The organism is Palleronia pontilimi, assembly GCF_016412875.1.
GTDB lineage: Bacteria > Pseudomonadota > Alphaproteobacteria > Rhodobacterales > Rhodobacteraceae > Palleronia > Palleronia pontilimi.
Genome location: NZ_JAEKPD010000022.1, coordinates 20135 through 44473, shown reverse-complemented (window position 1 = coordinate 44473; position 24339 = coordinate 20135). Strand labels below are relative to the sequence as shown.

Annotated in this window: 22 protein-coding genes and 1 pseudogene; 11 read left to right on the top strand and 12 right to left on the bottom strand. The window is 64.5% G+C overall.

What is annotated here, in order from left to right:
* Window positions 1-13 precede the first annotated feature (13 nt).
* From ILP92_RS18890 to ILP92_RS16550, 5 genes and pseudogenes are all read right to left on the bottom strand, one after another.
* Window positions 14-1549 carry a glycosyltransferase gene (locus ILP92_RS18890; protein ID WP_198917526.1) on the bottom strand — a complete coding sequence of 512 codons (1536 nt, stop codon included), beginning with the start codon at window positions 1547-1549 and terminating at the stop codon, window positions 14-16.
* Window positions 1546-2247, bottom strand: a complete 702-nt coding sequence (locus ILP92_RS16565; protein WP_268968563.1) for a sulfotransferase — start codon at window positions 2245-2247, stop codon at window positions 1546-1548. Before ILP92_RS16565 ends, ILP92_RS18890 begins: the two co-directional genes overlap by 4 nt.
* 66 nt (window positions 2248-2313) lie before the next feature.
* Window positions 2314-2697 carry a hypothetical protein gene (locus ILP92_RS16560; protein WP_198917524.1) on the bottom strand — a complete coding sequence of 128 codons (384 nt, stop codon included), beginning with the start codon at window positions 2695-2697 and terminating at the stop codon, window positions 2314-2316.
* 202 nt (window positions 2698-2899) lie between these two features.
* Window positions 2900-3735: pseudogene (kdsA, locus tag ILP92_RS16555) on the bottom strand (3-deoxy-8-phosphooctulonate synthase).
* Complete coding sequence (locus tag ILP92_RS16550) at window positions 3735-4526, bottom strand: 3-deoxy-manno-octulosonate cytidylyltransferase (protein ID WP_198917523.1); 792 nt, start codon at window positions 4524-4526, stop codon at window positions 3735-3737. Before ILP92_RS16550 ends, kdsA begins: the two are co-directional and overlap by 1 nt.
* A gap of 357 nt (window positions 4527-4883) precedes the next feature.
* Between ILP92_RS16550 and ILP92_RS16545 the strand changes: the two genes are divergently transcribed.
* Window positions 4884-6569 (top strand): calcium-binding protein, encoded by a 1686-nt coding sequence (locus ILP92_RS16545; RefSeq protein WP_198917522.1) that lies wholly within the window; start codon window positions 4884-4886, stop codon window positions 6567-6569.
* Window positions 6570-6677: 108 nt separating this feature from the next.
* Here the strand turns inward: ILP92_RS16545 and ILP92_RS16540 are convergent, their stop codons facing one another.
* From ILP92_RS16540 to ILP92_RS16530, 3 genes are all read right to left on the bottom strand, one after another.
* On the bottom strand, window positions 6678-7646 hold the full coding sequence (locus tag ILP92_RS16540; RefSeq protein WP_198917521.1) for a KpsF/GutQ family sugar-phosphate isomerase: 969 nt from the start codon (window positions 7644-7646) through the stop codon (window positions 6678-6680).
* On the bottom strand, window positions 7643-8317 hold the full coding sequence (locus ILP92_RS16535; protein WP_198917520.1) for an ABC transporter ATP-binding protein: 675 nt from the start codon (window positions 8315-8317) through the stop codon (window positions 7643-7645). Before ILP92_RS16535 ends, ILP92_RS16540 begins: the two co-directional genes overlap by 4 nt.
* A gap of 70 nt (window positions 8318-8387) precedes the next feature.
* Window positions 8388-9803: a KpsE/RkpR family capsule polysaccharide export protein gene (locus ILP92_RS16530; protein ID WP_235971539.1), complete on the bottom strand. Its 1416-nt coding sequence runs from the start codon at window positions 9801-9803 to the stop codon at window positions 8388-8390.
* On the opposite strand from ILP92_RS16530, the gene ILP92_RS16525 reads away from it, so the two are divergent.
* Complete coding sequence (locus ILP92_RS16525; RefSeq protein WP_198917519.1) at window positions 9777-10595, top strand: ABC transporter permease; 819 nt, start codon at window positions 9777-9779, stop codon at window positions 10593-10595. The genes ILP92_RS16530 and ILP92_RS16525 overlap by 27 nt on opposite strands.
* Here ILP92_RS16525 and ILP92_RS16520 read toward each other — a convergent pair.
* A complete protein-coding gene (locus tag ILP92_RS16520) occupies window positions 10592-11575 on the bottom strand; it encodes a glycosyltransferase (RefSeq protein WP_214650082.1) in 984 nt (327 codons plus the stop codon). The genes ILP92_RS16525 and ILP92_RS16520 overlap by 4 nt on opposite strands.
* A gap of 92 nt (window positions 11576-11667) precedes the next feature.
* Between ILP92_RS16520 and rfbC the strand changes: the two genes are divergently transcribed.
* The 4 genes from rfbC to rfbA are packed head-to-tail and all read left to right on the top strand — an operon-like array spanning window position 11668 to window position 14982.
* Entirely contained in the window at window positions 11668-12234 is a 567-nt protein-coding gene (rfbC, locus tag ILP92_RS16515; protein WP_198917518.1) for a dTDP-4-dehydrorhamnose 3,5-epimerase, read from the top strand.
* Window positions 12231-13271, top strand: coding sequence for a dTDP-glucose 4,6-dehydratase (rfbB, locus tag ILP92_RS16510; protein WP_198917517.1), 1041 nt, complete (start codon window positions 12231-12233; stop codon window positions 13269-13271). Before rfbC ends, rfbB begins: the two co-directional genes overlap by 4 nt.
* Window positions 13268-14107, top strand: a complete 840-nt coding sequence (gene rfbD / locus ILP92_RS16505) for a dTDP-4-dehydrorhamnose reductase (RefSeq protein ID WP_368667916.1) — start codon at window positions 13268-13270, stop codon at window positions 14105-14107. Before rfbB ends, rfbD begins: the two co-directional genes overlap by 4 nt.
* Window positions 14104-14982 carry a glucose-1-phosphate thymidylyltransferase RfbA gene (rfbA, locus tag ILP92_RS16500; RefSeq protein WP_198917515.1) on the top strand — a complete coding sequence of 293 codons (879 nt, stop codon included), beginning with the start codon at window positions 14104-14106 and terminating at the stop codon, window positions 14980-14982. Before rfbD ends, rfbA begins: the two co-directional genes overlap by 4 nt.
* Here rfbA and ILP92_RS16495 read toward each other — a convergent pair.
* Together ILP92_RS16495 and ILP92_RS16490 are read right to left on the bottom strand one after the other, a co-directional pair.
* Window positions 14979-15974, bottom strand: a complete 996-nt coding sequence (locus tag ILP92_RS16495) for a ParB/RepB/Spo0J family partition protein (RefSeq protein WP_198917514.1) — start codon at window positions 15972-15974, stop codon at window positions 14979-14981. The two genes, rfbA and ILP92_RS16495, sit on opposite strands and share 4 nt — an antisense overlap.
* A 149-nt stretch (window positions 15975-16123) precedes the next feature.
* Window positions 16124-17584 carry an AAA family ATPase gene (locus ILP92_RS16490; protein ID WP_198917513.1) on the bottom strand — a complete coding sequence of 487 codons (1461 nt, stop codon included), beginning with the start codon at window positions 17582-17584 and terminating at the stop codon, window positions 16124-16126.
* Here ILP92_RS16490 and ILP92_RS16485 point away from each other — a divergent pair.
* From ILP92_RS16485 to ILP92_RS18755, 5 genes are all read left to right on the top strand, one after another.
* Window positions 17516-17698: a hypothetical protein gene (locus tag ILP92_RS16485; protein ID WP_198917545.1), complete on the top strand. Its 183-nt coding sequence runs from the start codon at window positions 17516-17518 to the stop codon at window positions 17696-17698. The two genes, ILP92_RS16490 and ILP92_RS16485, sit on opposite strands and share 69 nt — an antisense overlap.
* A 275-nt stretch (window positions 17699-17973) precedes the next feature.
* Window positions 17974-19005: a replication initiator protein A gene (locus tag ILP92_RS16480; protein ID WP_198917512.1), complete on the top strand. Its 1032-nt coding sequence runs from the start codon at window positions 17974-17976 to the stop codon at window positions 19003-19005.
* A 433-nt stretch (window positions 19006-19438) separates the two neighbouring features.
* Window positions 19439-20479, top strand: a complete 1041-nt coding sequence (locus ILP92_RS16475; RefSeq protein ID WP_198917511.1) for an NAD-dependent epimerase/dehydratase family protein — start codon at window positions 19439-19441, stop codon at window positions 20477-20479.
* A gap of 179 nt (window positions 20480-20658) precedes the next feature.
* Window positions 20659-21111: a hypothetical protein gene (locus tag ILP92_RS16470; protein ID WP_198917510.1), complete on the top strand. Its 453-nt coding sequence runs from the start codon at window positions 20659-20661 to the stop codon at window positions 21109-21111.
* A gap of 70 nt (window positions 21112-21181) precedes the next feature.
* The gene (locus ILP92_RS18755; protein ID WP_198917509.1) at window positions 21182-23086 is read left to right on the top strand and encodes a M10 family metallopeptidase; all 1905 of its coding nucleotides are present in this window, start codon (window positions 21182-21184) and stop codon (window positions 23084-23086) included.
* Between the two features lie 51 nt (window positions 23087-23137).
* Here ILP92_RS18755 and ILP92_RS16460 read toward each other — a convergent pair whose 3' ends face one another.
* Window positions 23138-24304 carry a nucleotide sugar dehydrogenase gene (locus ILP92_RS16460; RefSeq protein WP_198917508.1) on the bottom strand — a complete coding sequence of 389 codons (1167 nt, stop codon included), beginning with the start codon at window positions 24302-24304 and terminating at the stop codon, window positions 23138-23140.
* Window positions 24305-24339: the final 35 nt, after the last annotated feature.

The following is a 24339-nucleotide window of genomic DNA, read 5'->3' as shown; positions in this document are numbered from 1 at the left end:
CCCGCGGCCGACGTCAGCGCCTCGCGTGCGGACCTTCGTAGATCTCCAGCAATTCCGCCAGATGTGCCGCCATGCTCTGGGGCGCACGCGCGTCTCGCCAATAGGCGTCGATATCGATCTTCCCGTCCAAAATCGTCTCAATCCTTGCCCGAAAAGAAGCCGTGTCCCCCGACGTGAAGACCATCGCGTCATGGTTCGCCAATTCGCGCGCACCGCCCCGATCGCTGGTCAGAAGCGGGATACGCCGCGCGTGCATCTCGATGGCGACCTGGGGCAGGTTGTCTTCCCACAGAACGGGCACGACGCCCACATCCACGTCGTCTAGAATGTCGTCTAGGTTGTCGTGGGTGTAGCCGTCGTGGTGATGCAGACCGGCGAGACGTCGGGCCAGGACGTCGAGCCGACCCATCGCGGCCGCATCGCCCCGGCGCGCGGCGACGGTCAGCCGGACGCGCAGTGCCAGATGCGCGGGCAGTGATTCAAGCGCGTCGAGAAGGAAGAAGAATCCCTTGTCGCGCCGCATGTAGCCCAGATAGGCCAAATGCAGCGTCCGAGCCTTGCCCGGCAGCGGCCCGCGCGGCTGCGTGTCGTCGAACAGGGCGGCATGGGCCGTGCCGATATAGGACGTGCGCAGAATATCGCGGGACACACCGTGGGACGCGGCGATGTCGCAAACACGGTCCGACACGCCCAGCACCGTATCGGCATGATCATTGAGCGCGTCGATCATGGTGCGCCGCCGTCGTGCGAAGGCGCCCGAGTGTCGGGGCCCCCGCGCCGCGGGAAGGGAGGCCACATCGCCCGGCTCCACGGTTCGGGGATGCGCGCGCACCCGGCGCAGCGCACCCACTGCCCGCGATCCACGATGCCCCACGCGGATGGCGGCCCCGAACGTCGCGTTAAACAGCCGCGACCCGGGCGTCATGCCCAGCCGCTGCAACCGGTAGGACAGCCCATGCGCCGCCGTCACGAGCTTAGCGGACGGCTGGTGCATCAGGCAGCCCACGCAAGCGCGCCCGTCCCGAAAGTCGTCGCAATGGGCCTCTTCGCGCTGCCACAGGTTCACCTGAGGACAGATCGGATAGTAGTTGTGCAGGCTGGCCACGATGCGCAGGTCGGGAAAGCGCCCCTTCAGCGCCGCCAAGACGCCGATGGGAACGCCCTCGAAATTCTGGAAATGGACCACGTCCCATGGTCCCGTTTGGGCCACCATGTCGCAAAAGGCGGCTTCGGTCGCGGGGTGGGACAGCTGTGCGTCATGGCCGAAGGAATGGTGTCCGGGGGCCAGAACACCCGAATTGACCAGGACATAGCGGCGGTCGCGGTCGGCCCGCGGGCCCACACGCGTGGGCTCCCACCGCGGCGCACCTTTCGGCAGATCGTGGATCAGACCCGCACTCAGACAGGCCGCCTTGACTCCGTCGTGGTTCTCGAACTGGGCCATCAGGTTGCGCAGATAGACGGTAACACCGCCGCCGCGCTTTTCGGGGTCCAGGTAGTCGACCCAATTGTAATGCAGGATACGCAGCGGCCGGACCGCGTTCGTCACAATTCCGGCTCCAGCCAATCGGCGCGACCGATCGTGGTGAAATAGTTCTCGATGGCCTTTGGATTCTGGAAACGATCGAGGATATTGTTGCTGCCCTGCTTGACCAGGGGGCTTTTCATCTTGCGATCCGGCTGCACGCCCAGAAAGCCGCAGATCCGTTCGTTGAAGCCGGGGGCGAACAATTCGCGGTACTCAAGCTTGATCTTGTGATGCGGCAGATCCTCAAACACCCGCGAAAACAACGCATCGGTGGTCGCGTATTCATGCCAGATATGGCTGACCTTGCGCGGCGCGACCTGGATCTTCTTCGACACATGTTCGTCGACCGTGTTCTGCGCCCATTTCCGCTCGGACGACGCCTTGATCCACGACGACACCTGCGCCAGCTTGTTGTCGCGATGGACGTAGATCAGCGTCACGTCCGGCGTCTTCAGAAGGTGATCCAATACCCGGATGTTGTGTCCCAGCATGAACTTGAACCCGACCCTTTCGACCTTGCGGGTCTCGGCCTCGGCGAAGAAGGCGTTCATGTGCTCTTCGGGCGCCGCATCGCGCGACAGGACCGTGTCGATATCCCGTTTCTTGTCTGAGACGTTGACCACCGCATAGGGATTGAACTGCTCACCCGAGCAGTCGATCTGCCGGTGGGAATTCAGCAATGTCATCAGGTAGGTCGTTCCACTGCGCGGCAGTCCCATGAGAACGAAACGGCGTCCCGGAGCAGGCGGAAAAACATCAGGCGCGGGCATGGCAGTCGCTTTCGATCACATGAATTCCGAGCGGATATGCACGTGCACGCGTCGAAGGGTCAAGGCGGTGCCGTCGACGGTATACCCTCCGTCGGATGCCCGGTCTGGATGTAGACCCCCAGGATCCGGATCGTCGACAGCGCTGCGTGCATTCGTGCCGGTCCCCTTAGTCAATACGAAGATCAGGTTGGACTTGGATACCGGCGACGGCGTGCCGGTGGGGATCGGGACCGACAGTGTTCCGCGCATGTCTTTTTCGCTGGAATAGGCCCGCAAGGGTGTGCTTTCTGCGCCGCGGCCCGATACGCCCAGCTGGGTCATGTTGACCGCGGCGATTTCCAGCGGGTAAACGCTGACGCCCGCCTGCGGGAAGACTTTGCCGCGGTGCATATGCAGCATCCCAGTCGTAGCATTCCCGGCGCTCCAGCGCCTCGTTATGGGTGACGTACTTCTGGCCCCGCGCGGGTTGGACCGGGGGAAGGTTCAGCTTCGAGGTATCCTCGGGCATGGGGCGGCTCCTCTTTAGCCGCCCTCATGGCAGAGCGGGAGAACCCATCCGCCGAAGCTCCGTCCCGTCCCCGGCCCGTATCCACAACGGTCGCTACAGACCCTTTGCCACCGCATCGAAGGCTCTGAGCCGCCCGATCAGCGCCTCCATGCGATCCACTGGGATCATGTTCGGGCCGTCGGACGGCGCGCGGTCGGGATCCTCGTGCGTCTCGATGAACAGCGCCGACACCCCCACCGCGCAGGCCGCGCGCGCCAGGACCGGAGCGAATTCGCGCTGGCCGCCCGACGTCGTCCCCTGCCCGCCTGGCTGCTGCACCGAATGGGTCGCGTCGAATACCACCGGATAACCGGTCCGCGCCATGGTCGGCAGACCGCGGAAGTCGCTGACCAGCGTGTTATAGCCGAAGCTGGTGCCCCGATCGCACAGCAGGATGCGAGTATTGCCCGTGGACGCGATCTTCTCGGCCACGTTGCCCATGTCCCACGGCGCCAGGAACTGGCCCTTCTTCACGTTGATCACGGCACCCGTCTGCCCGGCGGCCAGGAGCAGGTCTGTCTGGCGGCACAGGAATGCCGGGATCTGGATCACGTCGCAGGTCTCGGCCGCGGGTGCGCAATGGTCGGGCAGGTGCACGTCGGTCAAGGTCGGACAGCCAAATTCGTCCCTGATTCTGCCAGGATGGACAACCCTTCCTCCATGCCAATGCCCCGCTCGGTCCCGATCGAGGACCGGTTGGCCTTGTCGTAGCTGGCCTTGAAGATAAAGCGGGTACCGGTGGGCGCGCAGGCCGCGGCGATCCGTTCGACCATCATCCGTGCGTGGTCCAGGCTTTCCAGTTGGCAGGGTCCGGTGATCAACGCGAAGGGCTCACGCCCGCCGATGGCGATATCCCCGACCTTGACCACGTTCGTCTCGATGAAATCCATCATGCCTGTTCCTTCAAAGCTATCTCGATGCGGGGAATGTCCTCGGGATTGTTCAATTCCCAGAAAACGCGGCCACGGCCGTCCACCTCGACACAGGCGACCGTCACGCCGTTTTCTAGGAAGCGGAGCTGTTCCAGCCCCTCCAGCTCCTCCAGGATGCCGGGGGCGAAGCCGGTATAGGCTCTGAGCGCGGCGGGCCGGTAGGCGTAGACACCCACATGATGAAAGACCGGGATCGGATCCGGCAGCTTGCCGGGATCGATGAAGGGAATGACCTCCTTCGAGACATAGAGCCCGTGGCCGTTGCGGTCGAACACAACCGTCGTACCGCCGACCCGGCCGACCAGCCGATCCTCACGGAAATGTCCATAGGTCACCGCATCGCAGCGCAACACTGGGGTGGCCACCTGCGCCGTGTCATCCCGCGTCATGGCCGCCATCAGATCCTCGATAAACCAAGGCGGTGTCAGCGGCGCGTCGCCTTGCAGATTCACGACCAGATCCGTCTCTATTCCCGCGTTTACCAGCGCCTCAGCGCAACGCTCGGTGCCGTTGCGCGCCTCGGACGAGGTCATCACGACATCGGCTCCGAAGCCGCGCGCGTGTTCGGCAATGCGGTCGTCATCGGTGGCGATCGCGACCCGGTCCACGCCGTGCACCTGACAGGCGGCGTCCCAAGACATGCGGATCAGGCTTTTCCGCGTGCCCGACGGCAGCGTCAGCTCGGCCAGCGGTTTGCCTGGATATCGGCTGGATTGATAGCGCGCGGGTATCAGGATCGTGGTCTTCATGGATGCCCTTCTGAACCGACCCGACCGGAGTAGCGGTTGGCGCGTCCTTTGCCAATGGAATATCGGCCTGGCCTAAGGGAGGACACGATAACCGATCTAGGAAATCCCGGGCCTCTCGCATGTCATCGCCATGGCCTGTTCTTGAATGGGTAAACATTTCTATTTGAGTAACCAATTTACGGATCATTACCCAGTAATAAATTAATAACCGCGGCACGCTGCGTGTGGCAATATTTAAAATGATAATCGGTAATTTTAGAATTATCTAAAATTCAGGAATTATCAAATTTCGCCATTAATGGTTTATCCAATCGAATGCGCAATTAATACCCGGAGCGTTTCAAGCTTAACTTGCGCATGGTTCAAATTGCGGGTGCCAAATTGAGTCTCATAAATCACGGACATACCATCACTGGATCGTCGAAGGACGACGACCTGCAGTTTGTCGGCGGGTCGATCACGCTGGACGGCTACGGGGGCGATGATCGGATAACCTATTTTGCTGACGCCACCAACGCCCACGACGACATGACGATCCTTGCGGGTCACAAGGGCGACGACATACTTTGGGCCGAGATATCCACGCGCGGCCAGGTCCATATATTCGGCGGAGACGGTGACGATCGCCTGATCCTCGACCTTACGAAGGCAAGCGGACCTCAATCGCTTCTCGCCAGCGACCCGGTACAGGATGCGTCGATCGGTCGGCACGGCCATCATGTGTTCGGGGGCAGCGGCGCGGATACATTCGAGTTTCGCGATCTGGACGAGGCAGAGAACAAGGTCATCGGACGCATAGATGATTTCGACGCGTCCCGCGACACGATCAGTATCGACGGCCAGGTCGTCGATTTGACCGACCCGCCTGCGAATGTCCGCATCGTGGGTTATCAGGGTCAGCAATGGATTCTAATCGACGACAAAATCCTCTACGCGCTCGAGGGGGCCCGCCTCGAGACCGAGGAAGAGGAGGAAGTACATTTCATCCACTGGCCCGAGGAGTGGAAAAACGGTGTGCCAGCCTCCGCCGATGAAATTTGGATCGATCAGGTCAACTTCGTTCCGTTCGCGATCTATTCCGATCGAATCGATACCATGAACCATGTGACATGCACGGGATTGGACATTCGTGGAAGCGCCGAAGCGGATTATTTCTATTCCAACAAGAGCGGCGGATCGTCCGAAGTGATAAACGGCTACGCCGGCGACGATGTAATTCACGCGTCCACCGGTCACGACACGGTTTTCGGCGGCAAGGGCAACGACGCCATCGCCGGGGGCCTCGACGACGACCGCCTCTTCGGGAACGATGGCGATGACAGTCTATGGGGCGGAAGCGAAAACGATCTTCTGAACGGTGGGGAAGGGTCCGACAGCCGGTGGGGGGGCACCGGGAATGACCTTCTTCTGGGCGGCAATGGGAACGATGTCCTGATGGGCGGATCGGGTCGGGAAACGATCTGGGCGGGCTCGGGGTCCGACACGCTGCGTGGCGGCGTCGGCAACGACAGGATTGGGGGCGGAACCGAGAACGACCTTCTTCTGGGCGGCAATGGGACCGATGTCCTGCTGGGCGGATCGGGTCGGGACAGGCTGTGGGCGGGTTCCGGCTCCGACACGCTGCGTGGCGGCGGCGGAGACGACAGGCTAGGCGGCGGCGGCGGAAACGATGTCCTGCACGGCGGAACGGGCCAGGACAGGCTCTGGGCGGGTTCCGGCTCCGAGACTCTGCCTGGCGGCAGCGGAGACGACAGGCTGGGCGGCGGCGGCGGGAACGATCTTATCGACGGCGACAGCGGAAGCGATACGCTGATCGGCGGAAGTGGTCAGGACGTCTTCGTGTTTAAAATCTTTGGTGCAACGGACCGGGATGTGGTCAAGGACTTCGACGACGACCGTGACATGCTGGTCTTCTATGGCGACACACCCGATGTTCAGAGCACGGACGGCGGCGCCTTGTTCAAGATGGACAATGGTTACGAGTTGTTCGTCGAAGATCTGTCCATCTCCGACATCGACAACTGGAATTTCACTGTCTTGTAATTCGTGGGAGATCCTCCCCGACCCCGGGCGCGGCGGTGATCTCTGGGCCTCCGCCCCTGCGCGCCGCAACCCGTTCGCCGGATGGATTGCCGCTGTGCGGACCAACGCTTACACCACACCCGCGCGCAGCAGGTCGTGAATGTGCAGGACGCCTTCGGGACGCCCGTCGCCATCCACCACCATCAGCGCCGAAACCTTGCGCTCATTCAGCACCGCCAGCGCCTGCGCGGCGAGCATGTCGGCGGACACGGTGACGGGGTTTCGCGTCGCGACATCGCCCGCGCGGGCCTGCATCAGTCCCTCCATATGCCGCCGCAGATCGCCGTCGGTCACCACGCCCGCCAGACGCCCCTGCCCGTCCACCACGCCCGCGATGCCGAAGCCGCGCGCGGTCATCGTGACCAGCGTCTCGCCCATCGCCGTATCCGCGCCCACCAGCGGCAGGTCATCCGGCCCGTGCATCAGCTGACGCACCCGCATCAGCTGCGCGCCCAGCTTGCCGCCCGGATGGAACACCGCGAAGTTCTCGGCCGCGAAGCCGCGGTCCTCCATCAGCGCCACGGCCAGCGCATCGCCCAGGGCCAGCGTCAGCGTGGTCGATGTGGTGGGCGCCAATCCCATCGGGCAGGCCTCGGGCGCGTCGGGCAGGGTCAGCCGATAGGTCGCCGCGCGCATCAGCGTGCTGTCCGGCCGCTTCGAGATGCCGATGATCGGAATCGAAAAGCGGGTGCAATAGGTGAGGATATCACCCAGTTCCGTCGTCTCGCCGGAATTGCTGATCATCAGGCAGATGTCGTTTGCGCCGATCATCCCCAGGTCGCCATGGGACGCCTCGGCGGGATGGACGAAATGCGCGGGCGTGCCGGTGCTGGCCAGCGTCGCCGCAACCTTGTTGCCCACATGCCCCGATTTGCCGATCCCCGACACGATCACGTGGCCGGGGGCGGCGCGAATGGCCGCGACGGCCGCCGAGAAGTCGGACGGCATGGCGTCGGCCAGCCCGCCCAGTGCGGCGGCCTCGGTCATCAGGACGCGGCGCGCGGCATCCAGGGGCGTTGATCCTGTCGATCCGCTCATGTCTTATTCGCCTTTACCCGGCCCATGTTGTCCTCGTGCATCGCGATCGCTTCCTCGAGATCCTCAAAGAAGGTCAGCCGCCCATCTTCCAGCACGATCCCCGCATCGCAGAAATTCCGCAGGTCGCTGGTACTGTGGCTGACCAGAATGGCCGATGCGTTTTGCATGCGCTCATGGAACAGCGCGCGGCTCTTGCGGCGGAAGGCCGTGTCGCCCACCGCCGTCACCTCGTCGACCAGATAAGTGTCGAACGGAATGCCCATCGACGTGCCGAAGGTCAGCCGGGACCGCATTCCGCTGGAATAGGATCGAACCGGCATGTGGAAGTGCTTGCCCAGCTCGGCGAAATCCTCGACGAAATCCTCCAGCTCCTGCGTATCGGCGCCATAGACACGCGCCAGAAACCGCACGTTCTGCGCGCCGGTCAACTCCCTGTGAAACGACCCGCCCAAGCCCACCGGCCACGAAATCGAGCCGTCGCTGACGATACGCCCCCGATCGGGCTGGAGCGTGCCCGCGATCAGCTGCATCAGGGTCGATTTTCCCGCCCCGTTGCGTCCCATCAGTGCCAGCGAATGACCGGTGGGCAACACCAGATTCAGATGGTCGATGACCACCTTACGAAAGCCGCGCAGGTTGAAGCTCTTGGTCAGGTTCTCGAATACGATCATGGCCGTTTCCGCCTATTGCGTTCCTGCTTCCCGCGATCTTTCCGCCGCCGGGGCTGTGCTGGACCGCGCCTCACCCACGGTCGCGGATCGAATAGTAGACCAGGGCCAAGACCGACCAGAGCAGCACGAGGAACCCTCCCGCGATGCCGGTCAGGACCAGTCTTTGGGGGTATTCCGACATTTCGGGCAATGTCGGCGGAATATAGGTCGCCAGATAGCGGCTTTGCCGCGATGCCTTGGCCCGCGCCACATCGAGGGCCGCCAGCGCCGCGCGATAGGTTTCTTCCGCGAATTCACGATCGACGATAAGGCCTTCGTACTCGGCGATAAGCGTCGGGTAGTCTTCGCCGTCGGGGTCGGCGCTGTTGTCCTCCGTGGCGAAGCTCTGTCGCTCGTCGGCGATGCGGGCCCGGATGACGGTAATGCGCTGCTGGGCCTGGCGCAGCCGCGGATCGCCCTCGCTGGTGGTCTGCTGCAGCAGGTCGTATTCGATCAAGGCTTCGGCCAGTTGTTGCTGCAGATTGTTCATCACCCCCATCCGGCCCTGGATATCAGCCGACGGATCGACAATCTGGGTCCGTGTGCGGAACGATGTCAGGGCTTCACGAGCGGTTTTTAGCCGCAACAGGGCCTCATCCAAATCGGCGCGGGCGTAGCGCATCGCGTCCTCGCGCGATTGCAGGTTCAGATCGTTGATCATGTCCTGGCTGCGCGCGACGATCTCTTCGTTGATCGCGTGGGCCGTCTGCGGCGCGAAGGCGAGGCTGCGCACCTCGATGAGGCCGGTGCTCTGGTTGAAGGTGATCCGCACCTTGCGCTGCCAGTGCTCCTGCAGAGCCTCAATGGTGGGATCGGGCCACAGCGCGAAGATCGGATCACGCGGGAACGGCCCGGTGTAATGCGTGACCAGGTCCAGCGCATCGTCGACGCCGCGCACCATGTCCTGGCTCTGGATAAATTCGTAGAGAATATCCGCATCCGACGACGCGCTCGATCCGGTCAGCGCGCTCAGCCCGCCCAGGATTTCCGACGCCCCACCCGACTCCTCCTGCCGGATGGTGAACCCGGTGACCGAAGAATACTGGTCCACGGCGAAAATCCACAGGTAGATGATCGTCGCCAGAAGCGGACCGACGACGATCCCGAGGAAGCTGTACACGATCCCCCAGTGGCGCCGCCGCATCTGGGCCGGGCGCGCGACCGGGTGCAGCGGCATCTCGGTCGCGGCAGACTTCTTCTTGCCGCCGGATTTGACGTTCTTCTTGAAAGAGCCGGGGTTCGATACGGTCTGACCCGTAGGCTGCAGCATCGCCTGCGGGTCTGTCGCAGCGCGCCCTGAGCCGTCTTCGGAACTGATCATGGAGTGGAAATCCCGGCCTGGCAGGGTTTGTCTTTCATCACGCAGGGTCTTACATATCGCAGGGCGCAATTGCCAGTCTTCCGAACGGTTCCGCTGCCCATGTCCGAGATCACAGATCCGCGTCATCGCGGCGCCAAGCTCAAGCGCGTGAACCGCTCTTTCGCCGCACCGCGATCGATCATCGCGCTGATCCTGCGCGAGATGTCTTCACGCTATGGCCGGTCACCCGGAGGCTACATCTGGGCCATCCTGGAGCCCCTGGGCGCCATTCTCGTCCTGTCGGTGGGATTTTCGCTGCTGCTTCGGGCGCCGTCCCTGGGAAACTCGTTCCTTCTGTTCTACGCGTCGGGCTTTCTTCCGTTCCAGCTGTACCTGAGTATCTCGAACGCCGCCGCACGCTGCATCACGTTCTCGAAATCGCTCCTGTTCTATCCGGCCGTGACCTGGATAGACGCGCTTTTGGCACGGGTCATCCTGAACACGCTGACTGGGATGCTCGTCTCCTATATCCTGCTCACCGCCATCTTCATCGCCACCGATACGGGCACCGCGCTTTCCATCGGCCCGATCGCCCAAGCATTGGGCTTGGGCGTCCTGGTTGGGATCGGCGTGGGCGCGCTCAACTGCGCGATCATGGGGCTCTTCAGCCCGTGGGAGCAGATCTGGTCGATCATCACCCGGCCGCTTTTCATCGCCTCGGGCGTGATCTTCCTCTACGAGGATCTGCCCCCGCTCGCGCAATCCATCCTGTGGTGGAATCCGCTGATGCATATCACCGGCCTGATGCGCAGAGGCATCTATTCAACCTACAATGCCACCTATGTGTCCATTCCGTACGTGACGCTCGTCAGCATGATCTGCCTGGCCCTGGGGCTTATGCTGGTGAGGCGGCACTACCGCACGATCCTGAACAACTAATCCGCCAGCGCGCGCACCTCGTCCAGCCGCAACCCCGTGCGCCCGCGCATCCCGTCCTCCACGGCGCAGGCCCAAACCCGGCGAAAGCGCGGCGCGTCCGCTCCGTAATGCCGCGCATCCAGCCGCCATTTGGCCGCCAGAACCGGCCCGAACAGCCAGAACAGCGGACCGGCGGCGTGGCGGTACATGATCAACCGGTTCCGGAACAGGTAATAGGCTTTCCAGAGCGGCCGGATCCGCGCTGCCCCCTGCCCCGGAACGTAGGTCGCGCAATCGTGCTCGAACCGCAGCGCCGGGTCGAACAGGATGCGCACGTCGGCCTTGCGCAGCCGCAGCGAATAAATCACGTCATCTCCGTAGAGAAACAGCGCCGGATCGGGCAGCCCCACGGCCCGAATGGCTGTTTTTGGCAAAAACAGCCCCACGAACGACCCCATATCGATGTCGCGCAGCGCGACATCGTCATAGGCCGCCGCGTCAAGCTGATAGCCGTTGCGTCCGCCCCCCGTCAGCGTGGCCCACAGGACGCGGGGCCGCGCGAAAGGGTTCAGCCCGGGGCGGTTCATTTCGCAGATATCGCCCGACGGATAGCGGACAGCCCCGGCATAGGCCGTATCGCGGTCCCGCGCCACGGCGTGAAAAGCCGCCAGCGCTCCCGGCTCGGGTCGCGCGTCGTCGTCCATCAGGGCGATCCAGCCCGCACTCAGGCGCGACAGCGCGTGTTCGATGCCAGCGGCGAAGCCCCCCGCACCGCCGCGATTATCGCCCAATCGCAGGACATGCAGCCGCGCATCGTCCCGGCCCGCCAGCCAGTCCCCCGTGCCGTCACGGCTGGCATTGTCGACCACCAGAACCGCCGCCAACTGATCGGGTGCCGCTTCAAGCAACCGCGCCACGGTGATCTTCAACTGCTGCAACCGGTCATGGGTGACCACCACCGCCACAAGACGGTCCGAATGTTGTGTGACCTCATCCACCATCCGCGCCGTTTCCGATGCCGGACCGGCGAGGTCAAGTGACAGAAGACGATGCGGTTGCTAAAGCGGAACCGCGACGGATGGGACGGACGCGCATGTATATCGAAACGACCCCCCTGCCCGGCGTTCTGATCCTGACGCCGAAACGCTTCGGAGACGATCGCGGCTTCTTCGCCGAGACGTGGAACCGGCAGCGCATGGCCCAGGCCGGGCTCGATATCGACTTCGTGCAGGACAACCATTCGGTTTCGGCGCGTACCGACACACTGCGTGGACTGCACTACCAATCGCCGCCCCACGCCCAGAGCAAGCTGGTGCGTTGCGGCCGCGGCGCGCTGTGGGACGTGGCGGTCGATATCCGGGTGGGCTCGCCCACCTACGGTCGGTGGACCGGCGTCGAACTAACGCCGGAAAACGGCAAGCAATTGCTGATCCCCAGTGGTTTCCTGCACGGTTTCGTCACCCGCGCGCCCGATACCGAGATCGTCTACAAATGCAGTGATCACTACCACCCGGATTGCGACGGCGCGATCGCCTGGAACGACCCCGACATCGGCATCGCCTGGGGCCTCGAAAGCACGGCCCCGATCTTGTCGGACAGGGATGCAAAAGCTCCCGCTCTGGCCGATATGGATCCTGTTTTCACGTGGGGCGCCCCATGAAGATCCTTGTCACCGGCGGCGCGGGCTTCATCGGCTCCGCCCTCGTGCGCCGCGCCATCGCCGACGGCCACGAGGTCGTCAATCTCGACGCCCTGACCTATGCCGCCTGTCTCGATAACGTGGCCACCGTCGCGGACGCGCCCGGCTACGCCTTTGTGCAGGCCGATCTGCGCGACCCGCCGTCCTTGGCCAAAGCTTTCGCTGCGCACCGCCCGGACGCGGTGTTGCACCTGGCCGCAGAATCCCACGTGGACCGCTCGATCGACGGGCCGGGCGTGTTCATCGACACCAACGTGACTGGTACCTACAACCTGCTGCAAGCCGCCCGCGCCCACTGGAACGACCTCGGGCGCCCCGATAATTTCCGCTTCCACCATGTCTCGACCGACGAGGTCTTCGGCTCCCTAGGGGCAGGGGGCAAGTTCACGGAGGACACGCCCTACGCCCCGAACTCTCCCTATTCCGCGTCAAAGGCCGCCAGCGATCATCTGGTCCGCGCCTGGGGCGAGACCTACGGCCTGCCCGTCCTTCTGACCAACTGCTCGAACAATTACGGGCCCTATCATTTCCCCGAGAAGCTGATCCCGGTCGTGATCCTAAACGCGCTCGCCCATCGCCCCATTCCGGTCTATGGCAAGGGCAAGAACGTGCGGGATTGGCTCTACGTTGAGGATCACGCCGACGCGCTGCTGACGGTCTTGCGAAAGGGCCAAGTCGGGCGACGCTACAATATCGGCGGCGAAAATGAAGCGCGCAACATCGACCTGGTGCAGATGATCTGCGCAATCCTGGACCGGTTGCGACCCTGGCATCGCCCCTATTCCAGCCTGATCACGTTCGTGACCGACCGCCCTGGCCACGACCTGCGCTACGCCATCGATCCGGGCCGCATCCGCGCCGAACTGAACTGGCGCCCCTCGCTCACACTGGAACAGGGCCTTGAGAAGACCGTGCAATGGTACCTGGAGAACGAACCCTGGTGGCGCACACTGCAGGGCCGCGCCAACGTGGGCGACAGGCTGGGGCGGGGGGCGTGAAAGTTCTGGTTTTCGGGGTCTCGGGCCAAGTCGCCACGCATCTAAACCAGCATGATTGGGTGACGGGCCTCGGTCGCGAGCAAGCGGACTTGAGCGATTCCGAAACATGCGCCGCGATCATTCGCGACAGCGACGCCGATGCCATCATCAACGCCGCCGCCTATACCGCCGTGGATCGCGCCGAGTCCGAGCCTGACCTGGCTCGCAGGGTCAACGCCACCACCCCAGGTGCCATGGCCCAAGCGGCCGCGGATCGCGACATTCCCTTCCTGCACATCTCGACCGATTACGTCTTCGACGGGCAGGGCGAGGACCCGTTTCGGCCCGATGCCTCCCCTGGGCCACTGAACGTCTATGGCCGCACCAAGCTGGCGGGTGAAGAGGCGGTGCGCGGGGCAGGGGGGCGACACGCGATCCTGCGCACGTCCTGGGTCTTCTCGGCGCACGGAATGAATTTCGCGAAGAGCATGCTGCGGCTGCCTGAGACCCGCGATGCGCTGACCATCGTGGAAGATCAGATCGGCGGGCCGACACCGGCGGGCGCGATCGCCGACGCGCTGATGATCATGGCCCGGGCCATCGCGGACGGGCAAGGGGGCGGTACGTATCCCTTCGCGGGGGCGCCGGACACGTCCTGGAAATGTCTCGCGCGCGAAACATTTGTCGCCGCCGGACGTGATGTCAAAATCATCGGCATCCCCACCGCAGACTATCCAACACCGGCCAGGAGGCCGCTGAATTCGCGCCTGGATTGCAGCGACCTCGCGTCGGATTTCGGTGTGACACGTCCCGACTGGAAAGCCGCCCTCCGGGACATTGTAAAGGAGCTGACATGAACGTCGCACGCAAGGGCATCATCTTGGCCGGGGGCTCGGGAACACGGCTTTACCCGATCACCCAAGGCATCTCAAAACAGCTGCTGCCAATCTTCGACAAGCCGATGATCTATTACCCGATCAGCGTACTGATGCTGACCGGTATCCGCGAGATCGCGATCATCACCACCCCCGACGACGCGGACCAGTTCCGCCGGTCGCTGGGCGACGGGTCGCACTGGGGGCTGAGCTTCACCTGGATCGTCCAGGAACGCCCCGAGGGGCTGGCGCAGGCCTATCTTCTGGCGGAAGACTTTCTGGACGGCGCCGCGTCGACCATGGTGCTGGGCGACAACATCTTCTTCGGACACGACCTGCCGATCGTCTTGGGCAACGCCGCGGCGAAAGGGCAGGGTGGTACCGTCTTCGGCTATCGCGTGGTGGATCCCGAACGCTATGGCGTGGTCGATTTCGACAGCGACGGCAGGGTGAAGTCAATCATCGAGAAGCCCAAGGTCCCCCCGTCGAAATATGCCGTGACGGGGCTCTACTTCCTGGACGAAACCGCGTCCGAACGCGCCAAGAGCGTCACCAAATCTGCGCGTGGCGAGCTTGAGATCGTCACCCTGCTGAACATGTACCTGGCCGATGGGCAACTGGATGTGGCGCCGATGGGCCGCGGCTTCGCGTGGCTCGATACCGGCACCCATGGCAGCCTTCTGGACGCGGGCAATTTCGTGCGCACCCTGTCAGAACGCCAGGGCCAGCAAGTGGGCTGCCCCGAAGAGATCGCCTTCTCGAAAGGCTGGATCGACCGGGATGCCTTGCGCGCGCTAGGCGAGAAATTCGCCAAGAACTCTTACGGTCAGTATATCTTGGGACTGCTGAAGGACTAGGTTTCTTCTTGCAGCCAGGCCAAGATCGCATGCCGGAAGTTCTCGTCGATGGCGGGGCCGGACAGGTGCACGGCGCCATCTTCGAATTTGACCAGATCCAGCCCCTCCCTCACCGAAAGACGGGATGTTCTGGTGCGCGGCATCGGATCCCCGCGCCCGCCCTTCAGCACATTCTCGATCGCGTCTTGCTCGCCCGTGGCGTCATCGATCAAAGCCTCTTCCAGCGCCTTTTCCAGTTTTCGGGCCAGGGTGGGGTCGGCGTCGAGCGCCTTGGACAGGCGCAGCCCCGTCCGCTCACCCAGGGCTTCGGGGAAGCGCAGCGTGCCGTCGAGGGCTTCGACCACCGTCACGAAGCTGCGGATCTTGGATCGCTTGGCGCGGCTGGCGGCGTGGAAAAGAGACAGAAGCGCCTTTTTCGTATCGGGAAACGCGCCCTGTTCGACGGCTTTCAGGGCAATGCGGGCGCGTTCGTAATAGCTCAAATTGACACGGATTTCGTTCTCTTCGACCATCGACAGATAGGCATCGCTGGCCTCGGAAGGACTGCGCAGAAGCGCCAGAGCAAGGACAGTTTCGCCCTGGTCGGCGAGGATCCGCAGGGCGTGTAGGCGCCGCCAGCCCGAGATCAGCCCATGGCGGGGTCGCGCGTCGCGACCCAGATCGACGACTTCGATGGGTGTCTGCTGGCCGCGCGCGCGGATGCTGGCAACAAGAGCTGCCATCTCGCTTTCATCGATGCCCACGCGGTCGCGCACCAGATAGGTGGCGTCGATATCGTCCAGCGGCAGCGCCACGACCATGCGGCCCTGGGCGCGGGCGTCGGACAGGGTCTGCGCCAGCTCGGCCGCGGCGGCGGAACCGGCCGCGTCACCCGCCACACCCGCGATGGGCGGCGGGGCGGAGATGGGGGCACTGGCGAAGGGCGCGCGGCCTAGGGTGCTGTCGCTGAGGTAGTCGGTCTTGGGCGGGTCCAGTCGTTTGCGCTTGGCCATGGGGCGATCCTTGGGTCAGACGGGATGGCGTAGAACGGGTGCCGGTATGGAGATGTTTCGCGCGCGAAACATTTGGGAGATCTGCCCCCACCCTTGGCAAAGCCGCGTCCCCCGGAGGCATTTCGGGAAAGATGAAGCCGGGTGCGGGCTCATTCGGCGGCGGCACTGGTTTGCCGATCACGGTGCCAGGCACCGATCAGCAGCTGCTTGAAAGCGGCGTAGGTGGCGTCGAATGTCTCGCGGCCGCGCACGTAGGTTTCGCGGTTGAAGTCGCGGTAGTCGGCTTCGTAGATGCCCTGGACCTGCTCGCCGGCCTGACCGATCAGCGCGGTGATGCCCTGACGGTGCGGCGACAGGGTGGGACCCAGATAGGCCTGCATCAGGGCCGAAAGCTCGGCCTGTTGCGCGCCGTCGTAACGGGTGATGACTGCGCGCACGGCGTCCCACTCGAACCGCGTCTCGTCGCGCCCCAAGGCGCGGGCGGCGATGTTCTCGCCCTCCTCAATCGAATGGAAGGTGGTGTGGAGCATGTCGAAGAAGCGCCCCGTACTGTCGAATTCCAGGAAGGATGCGCCCAAGGGGACAAGCAGGATATCGGCAGCGGCCAGCCCATTGATCGTCAGGTAGCCAAGGGCCGGTGGCGTATCGACGAAGACCACGTCGTAATCGCCAAGCACCCCGTCGGCGGCCAGCGTGTCGGTCAGCGCGTCCCACAATTTCCAGCCGCGGCCCTGCATGCGCCAGACGGGCATCTGGAACTCGGCCCAGTAGAGATTCAGCTGGGCGCCGATCAGGTCGATATTGGGCCAGTGGGTGGGCTGAATCAGGTCCTTCGCGGTGATGTCGAGCGCGTCCGACAGCGTCTCGTCCAGCGGCTGGGGGGGATCGCCGCGGTCGAGACGGCGCTGGTTGTCGGCGCGCAGGTATTGGGCATAGTGACGGGCCAGCAGCGGGAAGACGGTCTGCCATTCGTCTTGAACGCGGCCGCCAAAAATCGACGTCATGGAACCTTGGCTGTCCAGGTCGATCACCAGTACCTTGTAGCCGTCGAGCGCGGCGGACATGGCCAGGTGGGCTGCCGTGCTGGTCTTGCCAACGCCGCCCTTGAAATTGGCAACGGCACAGATCTTGGCGGGCAGGCCCTTGGGGCGGTAGGGAAGATATTCCTTGGCCTTCGACCCCTCCTGCCCGAAATGGGCCTTGAGGCGCAGCACCTCTTCCAGCGTGAACCACTTGGCACCGCCCGGGGTCTCGGACAGGCCCTGGGGCAGATCGGGGTTCTGCTTCAGCACGCGGCGGAAATGGCCTTGGGCCACCGGGATCAGGTAGCGTGTGATCTCCCACGTGGAGAACATCCGCAGCTTGCGGGTGCCGTCGCCCTCGAGGCCGCGCGAGGCCAGATCGTCGCGGCCCCGGCTGCAGGCGCGGGCGATCTCGGCGAAGGCTTCGGTGTCTGTGGCAGCGCCGAGCCCGGCCAAGGCTGCGTCGGGATCGAGTCGGAAATAGGGGGGAAGGGGGGCGTTGGACCTGGGAGGGTGCCTATGGATGAACTGCTGCTCGGCACGTTGATGTGCGCTATTTTCGGCAGGATACCACAAAAGCGCGCACATGGAAGAAATCTTGTGACGCACCGTCCGATTCTGTCGATTTTCTCAGCATTTGCCCGGGCTGACCAGCGGTGTGACGGGACAGGAGGTGCGCTGATGCAACTTCTTTGCTGTTAGAGAATGTTAGTTGAATCGTTACGTGAAGATGATCGGTGGTTCAGAGTCGCAGCAACATCCTGAAATTCCCATGATTTTCTTAGCGCGGTCCGATCCGGGCGACTCTGAACCCACGATGGAACGACTCCGAACCCACGGGGGCGCGATTCCGATCCCCCGATCCGGGCGCTGGACCGGGGCCTGTGGATATGTCTAGGGTGTTACTGAACCCCCGAAGAAGTCCCGGCGCGCCCGAATGACGCCGGACCGGAAGGTTCGCGAGCAGGACGGACGACATGAGCAGCGGCACCCATCCGGGCGGGCTTGGACCCGCGCGCCATCCCTCGGGCGATTTCTTCGTCTGCGACATCTTCGGCGCCAGCCTGAAGGACGATCTGGCCAGCATGGAGCATCCTCTGTTTTCGCTGTCGACGCGGCCCGACAGGCGAATCCTGAGCTATAGTCACAACGGCGCCGACATCACCGTGACGCCGTCGGTGCGGGGACGGGCGACGATCCACGACAAGGACATCTTGATCTATTGCATCAGCCAGCTGGTGGCCGCGCTGAACGCGGGCCGTGCGGTGACGCGCACCCTGCGGTTGACCGCGCATGACCTGTTGGTTGCCACCAACCGCGACACGTCGGGCGACAGTTACGCGCGGCTGGTGCAGGCCTTCGAGCGCCTGGCGGGCACCCGTATCACCACTAATATCACCACCGCGGGCGAAGAGACCACCAGCGGCTTCGGCCTGATCGAGGCCTGGGAAGTGGTGCGTAAATCCCGGGGTGGGCGCATGGTATCGGTCAGCGTGACATTGTCGGACTGGCTGTTCCGCGCTGTGCTGGCGAAATCGGTCCTGACGCTGTCACGGGACTATTTCCGCCTGAGAAAGCCTTTGGAGCGGCGGGTCTACGAGCTGGCGCGCAAGCATTGCGGGCGGCAGCCCGGCTGGCATGTGGGGCTCGCGACGCTGCATCTGAAAGCGGGATCGACGGCGCCCCTGCGGGTCTTTCGCGCCGCCATTCGCCGGATGATCGCGGAAGACCATTTGCCCGATTACCGGCTGGAAGAAGTCCCGGGCGACCAGTTGCGCGTCACGCCGCGCCGCGCGGTCCCGCCGCCGGGGATGGGGCCGCCGCCCCTGTCGGACGACACGCTGGAGACCGCCCGCGCCATGCTGCCGGGCGCCGACGTCCACGCGCTGGAGGCCGAGTGGCGCAGCTGGTGGGAGGTCTCGGGCCGCAAGCGTCTGGCCGCCCCCGAGCGGGCGTTTTTGGGCTGGGTGGAGAAGAAGTCCGTGAAAGGGAAGGGGGCGCCATCGTGATGTCGACCGAACCGGTCGGGGTCTTCATGGAAGCCGCGCCTCTCCTACACGCTATCGATCGCGCGGAGCCGACACCGGGAGCACGGCAGTGTCGCACTATCCAGCAAAGCAGGATTTCCTCGCGCTACCGTTTTATCTACATTCAGCCGCCGAAAACCGGCGGCAACAGAATCCAGTTGGTTCCGCGACCGGTCCGTGACCAGGGTTGTCCTGAGAAATCACCGGGACAGCCGTGATCAGCGTGCGTCATCCGTGAGTGGGGCAGGAGATCTTGGCGGACCAGACCCTACAACGCCTGGTCAGACGGCGCTTTGCCGAGGATTGCGACGCCTTTGGATACGTCCGGGCTCCGCCACGTGCATGCAGTTGCTGTCTCGATTCCGTCGCAAGTCCGCGCGATAGGGCGCTGTGAACAGGGAAAGGACCCCACCATATGACCCGCACGGCACTTGTGACCGGATCGGCTGGATTTATCGGGATGCATCTGTGTCGGCGGCTGCTGAAGGACGGGTTCCGCGTCATTGGGCTGGACGCGATGACCGATTACTACGACGTGCGCCTGAAGGAGCGGCGGCAGGGGATGCTGTTGCAAAGCCCGGGCTTTCGCACGGTCAACGACCGGGTCGAGACGCCCGGACTGCTGATGGACCTGATGGCCAAGGAACGCCCGGACGTGGTGGTGCACCTGGCCGCGCAGGCGGGGGTGCGATACTCGATCGACAATCCGCGGTCCTATCTGGAGAGCAATATCGCGGGCACCTTCGAGCTGTTGGAAGCCGCGCGGGCGCATCCGCCCGCCCACATGCTGCTGGCCTCGACCAGCTCGGCCTACGGCGCCAACACCGCCATGCCCTATGTCGAGACCGACCGTGCCGATCACCAGATGTCGTTCTACGCCGCCACCAAGAAGGCGACCGAGAGCATGGCGCATTCCTACGCCCATCTCTACGGCCTACCGGTCACCATGTTCCGCTTCTTCACCGTCTACGGGCCTTGGGGGCGGCCCGACATGGCGCTGTTCAAGTTCGTCGACGCGATGCTGAAAGGACGTCCCATCGACGTCTACAACCACGGCAACATGCGCCGCGACTTCACCCATGTGGACGACCTGGTCCACGGCATCCGGCTGCTGATCGACGCGGTGCCCGAACGCCCCGCGGACGGCGCGGTGCCCGAGGGCGGGGTTTCCGGGGCGCCCGTTCCGGGCGACAGCCTGTCGCCTGTGGCACCCTTCCGAGTGGTCAATATCGGCAACGGCGCGCCGGTCCCCTTGGGCGATTTCATCGACGCAATCGAAGCGGCGCTGGGACGGACGGCGGAGCGCAACCTGATGGAGATGCAGCCCGGCGATGTGCCCGCCACCTGGGCCGACACGGCGCTGCTCGAGCGGCTGACGGGATACGCCCCGGCCACCGATATCCGCGCGGGCGTGGCGTCCTTCGTGGCGTGGTACAGGGACTATTACGGCGTTTGAGGCGAAACGCCGCAGCCCCGCGCCCTGCGGCAAAGACCCGCCATCGGGCAGGGGCGTGCGGGGCGGCAACCCGCCCATGGGGGCGGGCGGGAATTCACACCGCGGGCGGTGTCGGGTAGCGCGATGTTAACCTCGCGCTCCCTAGATTGGGGTGTCCCATTGGCCCGAATCCAACCGCCATGCAGTTCCTGACCGTCCCGCGCGTCACCCTCCTTGGCGCGGCCCTTGCAGCGGGTGGCTGCCCGGCCGCCCAGGGGGCCGCGCCCGCCCAGCAGGCCCGCCCGGTCGTGGCCCTGGACTGCGCCGCCGCCGAAGCGCGCCTGCCCGGCGCCTGCCGCGCGTTGAAGGATGCGCTGCGCGCCATCGCGCCCGGTGCGGTGCAGCGGGTGATGGACGATCTCTCCCGCGCGCCGACCCGGCCCGGCGATCTGGCCCTGGCGCTGCGCATCGCCGACGCGCGGGTCCGACTCGACTGGCGCCACGGCGCAGACGCGCTCCGGCCGGGCCCGTCGGCGCCGCTGCGGCCCGGCGCGGCGCCCGGCCCGCTCGTACGGCGCCTACTGGCCGATCTGCCCGACCCCTTGCGCCCGAAAGCGCGTGCGCGCCCAGCTTTCGACCCACCCGAACCATAATCCTCGCCGATTTTGCGCCCATAACGCCCCGCGCCCTCACCCCCTTGTTCCTTGCTACCGGAGTCCGCCCATGTGCACCGTGTGTTCCCAGAGTGCCCCGATCGCGTCCAGCTGCGCCTTGGGCAGCGATGTTCCGCCCACACCGCTGGCCGCGCGTCTGGAAGACGCCTCGGTTTTGGGCACCACATCGGGGCCGATCAGCGACGCCCCACGGGGTGTCGGCACCGTCGACGAGATGGCGGAATACCTGACCGACGGCTACTGGGAGAGCCAGAACTTCTCCCGCTTCGCCTTTGCCGATGGTGACATCACAGTGGACCTGAGCGGGCTGACGGTGGCGGGACGGCAGCTGGCCCGCTGGGCGCTGGAAGCGTGGGAAATGGTCGCCGACCTGTCCTTCCGCGAAGTCGGCGGATCGGCCGATATCACCTTCGACGACAACCGCAGCGGCGCCTTCGCGCGCGCCAACGCGGTCGATGGCGACGGGGTCAATTCAGCCTCATCGGTCAACGTGACTTCGGACTGGCTCCGGATCTACGGCACCGGGATCGACAGCTATTCCTTCTCGGTCTACCTGCACGAGATCGGCCACGCGCTGGGTGTGGGTCATCTGGGCCCGTATGGGGGCAATGCCGTCTACGGCCGCGACGAACTGTTTTCCAACGACAGCTGGCAGATGTCGGTCATGTCCTATTTCAACCAGACCGATAATCCGACCGTCGATGCCAGCTACGGCGCGCTGGTGAGCCCGATGATGGTCGATATCGTTGCGATCCAGGAACTCTACGGCGCGCCCGGCAGGGACGGGGTCACCGCGGGCAACACGACCTGGGGGGCAAATACCAATCTGGAGAATTACCTGGGTACGCTCTTCGACGTTCTTGCCGGCGGAACCGCACCCGCGGGCTTCCTGACCGAAAACGAAGATCTGGCTTTCACCATCTACGACCAGGGCGGCATCGACACCATCGACCTGCGGTTCTCGACCACCGACAACGTGATCTCGATGCGGGGTGGCTCGTTCTCGGATATCGAGGGCGGGGTCGGCAATGTGGGCATCGCCAGGGGCACGGTGATCGAGAACCTGATCGCCGGATCGGGGGACGATCGCGTTATCGGCAACAATTCCGACAACATCATCCGCCCGCGCGACGGCAATGACGAGGTCGATACGGGCGGTGGCGACGACTTGGTCTTCGGCGCCGCCGGGCGGGACATCATCCGCGGCATGGATGGCGAGGACACGCTGTTCGGCGGGGCGGATGACGACACCATCTTCGGCGGGTCGGATGACGATCGGCTTTATGCCGGCGGCGGCGACGACATTGCCGGCGGTGGTGCCGGCGACGACCGGATCGGTGGGGCGGGCGGCAACGACCAGCTGTTCGGCGGCGGCGGTGCGGACAAGGCCTTCGGCAGCGCGGGGTCCGACAAGGTTTTGGGTGGCGGCGGCAGCGACACGCTGTTCGGCGGCGATGACAACGACACGGTCGGCGGTGCGGCCGGCAACGACGTGGTCTTCGGCGGCGACGGTGACGACAAGATCTGGGGTGGTGGCGGCGACGGCGCCGACCGTTTGGCGGGTGGCGGCGGCAACGACACGATGGGCGGTGGCGATGGTGCCGACACGCTGATCGGCGGGGATGGCGCCGACCGCCTGTTCGGGGGCGCCGGTGACGACATCTTGGAAGGCGGAGCGGGCAACGACCGCCTGTTCGGGGCGGAGGGCGCCGACACGTTCGTCTTCGGTGCGGGCGACGGCGTCGACATCTTCAGCACCTTCGACGCGTCGGAAGACAGGCTGCAGCTCGATGATGCGCTGTGGTCCGGCACCCTGAGCGCAAGCGAGACCGTATCGGAATTCGCCGCGATCAACGAGGCGGGCAATGTGGTCTTCGATTTCGGCTCTGCTGCGTTCGAGCTGGCGGGCGTCGGCTCCACCAGCGGGCTGGAGCAGGCCATCGACATCGTCTGACACCGGGGGTCGGATCGTCGGCCCCGACGCGCGGTATCGGCGGGCTGGACCCTAGTCCAGCCCCGACAGGTCGCGGGTGAAGACCTTGCCCGCGACGTCCGCGATATCGTCGGTCAGACGGTTGGCGACGATCAGATCCGCCTCGGCCTTGAAGGCATCAAGGTCGCGGACCACCCGGCTGCCGAAGAAGGTCTCGTCATCCAGGACCGGTTCGTAAACGATGACCTCGATCCCCTTGGCCTTGATGCGCTTCATGATCCCCTGGATCGAGCTTTGGCGGAAATTGTCCGATCCCGCCTTCATCACCAGCCGGTGAACGCCCACGATGCGGGGCTGGCGGGCGATGATGCGGTCCGACAGGAAGTCTTTCCTCGTACGGTTGGCGTCGACGATGGCGCGGATCAGGTTCTGCGGCACCTCCGAATAGTTCGCCAGAAGCTGCTTGGTGTCCTTCGGCAGGCAATAGCCGCCATAGCCGAAGGAGGGGTTGTTGTAGTGATCGCCGATGCGCGGGTCGAGCCCGATGCCATCGATGATCTGGCGCGTGTCCATGCCGCCCGCCATGGCGTAGCTGTCGAGTTCGTTGAAGAAAGCCACGCGCATGGCGAGGTAGGTATTGGCGAAGAGCTTGATCGCCTCCGCCTCGTCCGGGTCGGTGAACAGCACCGGCGCGTCCTTGCGGATGGCGCCTTCGACCAGCAGGTCGGCGAAGGCGCGCGCCCGGTCCGAGCGTTCGCCCACGATGATACGCGAGGGATGCAGGTTGTCGTGCAGCGCGCGGCCTTCGCGCAGGAATTCGGGGGAAAAAATCACCTGGTCCGTGCCCATCTCGGTGCGGATGCGGTTGACGAAGCCCACGGGCACGGTGGATTTGACCATAACGGTGGCGCTGCGGTTGACGGCCCCGACGGCGGCTATCACCGCCTCGACCGACGAGGTGTCGAAGGAATTGGTGAGCGTATCGTAATTGGTCGGCGTGGCGACGATCACGAATTTCGCGTCGGCATAAGCGGCCGGGGCATCGGTGGTGGCGGTCAGACTCAGTGACTCCTCCGCCAAGAAACGCTCCATTTCGGCATCGACGATGGGGCATTGGCGGGCGTTCACCTGATCCACCCGCGCTTGCGATATGTCGACGGCGGTGACGGGGTGGTTTTGGGCCAGCAGCACCGCGTTCGACAGCCCCACGTAGCCGAGTCCGGCGACGGCGATTTTCATTGGATGCATCCTTTGACTGCGCGACATGCCGCAAC